Source organism: Shumkonia mesophila, from assembly GCF_026163695.1.
In the GTDB taxonomy this organism is placed as follows: domain Bacteria; phylum Pseudomonadota; class Alphaproteobacteria; order Rhodospirillales; family Shumkoniaceae; genus Shumkonia; species Shumkonia mesophila.
Window position 1 is genome coordinate 1 of sequence record NZ_JAOTID010000049.1, and the last position, 1306, is coordinate 1306.

The following is a 1306-nucleotide window of genomic DNA, read 5'->3' on the forward strand; positions in this document are numbered from 1 at the left end:
CTCATCGCCAAAATCGAGGGCCGTCACGAGGACGTCCCCTTCGAGTGCGAAGCCGAAATCATCGTCAGAAAATCCTCGGGACCGCCGCCGAAGGATTGAAGCGGGCCAGAGCCCCTGCCCCAGCCTGACTACGGCAGTTCGCAGAGGCACCGCGGCTTTCCTGGGGACGAATTGAAACGGCTTTTTCTTCGGTTCAGTTGGTTGCGGAGGAGCACTGGCAACTGCCCAGAATTTTATCGCTCTCCAGAAGGTCTAGCAGGAAGCCGCCCCGATGACGTTCGATGACTTGCTTGTGGCAAGTGATGCCCCCGTCCTTCTGGGGGCAGATACTCTGGCCTTACTGCTTTACCGCGCCGGCGGTTAACCCGCTGACGAGGAACTTCCTCAACAGGAGGGAAAATAGCAGCACGGGCGCCATGATCAGTGTGGCGCCCGCGGCGATCTTGCCCCACTCCCAGCCCTCGTAGTTCATGAAGTTGACGACCTGGATAGGTGCAGTCGCGGCGTTGGTACGGGTCAGGATGAGGGCGAAGAAAAAGTCGTTCCAGGAATAGAGGAAGCACAGGATCGCGGTCGTCACCAGGGCCGGCCCCGAGAGCGGCAGGATGATCGCGGTGAAGGCCTTCCACAAATCGGCACCATCAATCAGGGCTGCCTCCTCAAGCGCCGGGGGAATGCCCTCGAAGAAGTTTCGCATCAGCCACACCACCAGCGAAAGGTTGAACGTGAGATAGATGACGATGAGGCCGGGGAGCGTGTCGAGCAGGCCGATCATGCGATAGAGCAGGAAGTACGGAATGGTGAAGGCGATCGGCGGCAGCATGCGAGACAGCAGGATCAGGATCGACACCAAGCGGCTCTTGCGGCTGAACGGCCGCGCCAAAGCGTAGGCCCCTGGGACCCCGATCACCAGGGCGAGTGCGGTCGAGACCGTGCTAGCGATCGCGCTGTTGGCGAACGAGCCTAGGAACTTCGGGTTCAGCAGTTTGGCGTAGTTCTCCAGGGTGGGATGGAAGAACAAGGCGGCCGCGCCGGCAAAGATCTCATTGGCCGACTTGAAGCTCATCAGCACCAGCCACGCAAACGGGAACACTGTCATAGCGACCAACAGGGCGATGACGGCGCCCGACAGTGGCCGGGGCTTTTTCCCCAGGCGCAGCGGGCGGTTACTCATAGGTCGGCTCCCCCTCGACCAGACGTGCGATGATCCAGCTAAGCACGGCGACTAGTGTCAATCGGCGCCGAAAAGTAGGCCAGGATCGGCGCCGAAAAGTAGGCCACACCGGGGGTTGTGTTTGGCCTGTTG

At 60.8% G+C, this 1306-nt stretch carries 1 protein-coding gene; it reads right to left on the bottom strand.

The features are described 5' to 3' along the window. Positions 1-337: 337 nt before the first annotated feature. Positions 338-1174, bottom strand: a complete 837-nt coding sequence (locus tag ODR01_RS25185; RefSeq protein ID WP_316980470.1) for a carbohydrate ABC transporter permease — start codon at positions 1172-1174, stop codon at positions 338-340. Positions 1175-1306: the final 132 nt, after the last annotated feature.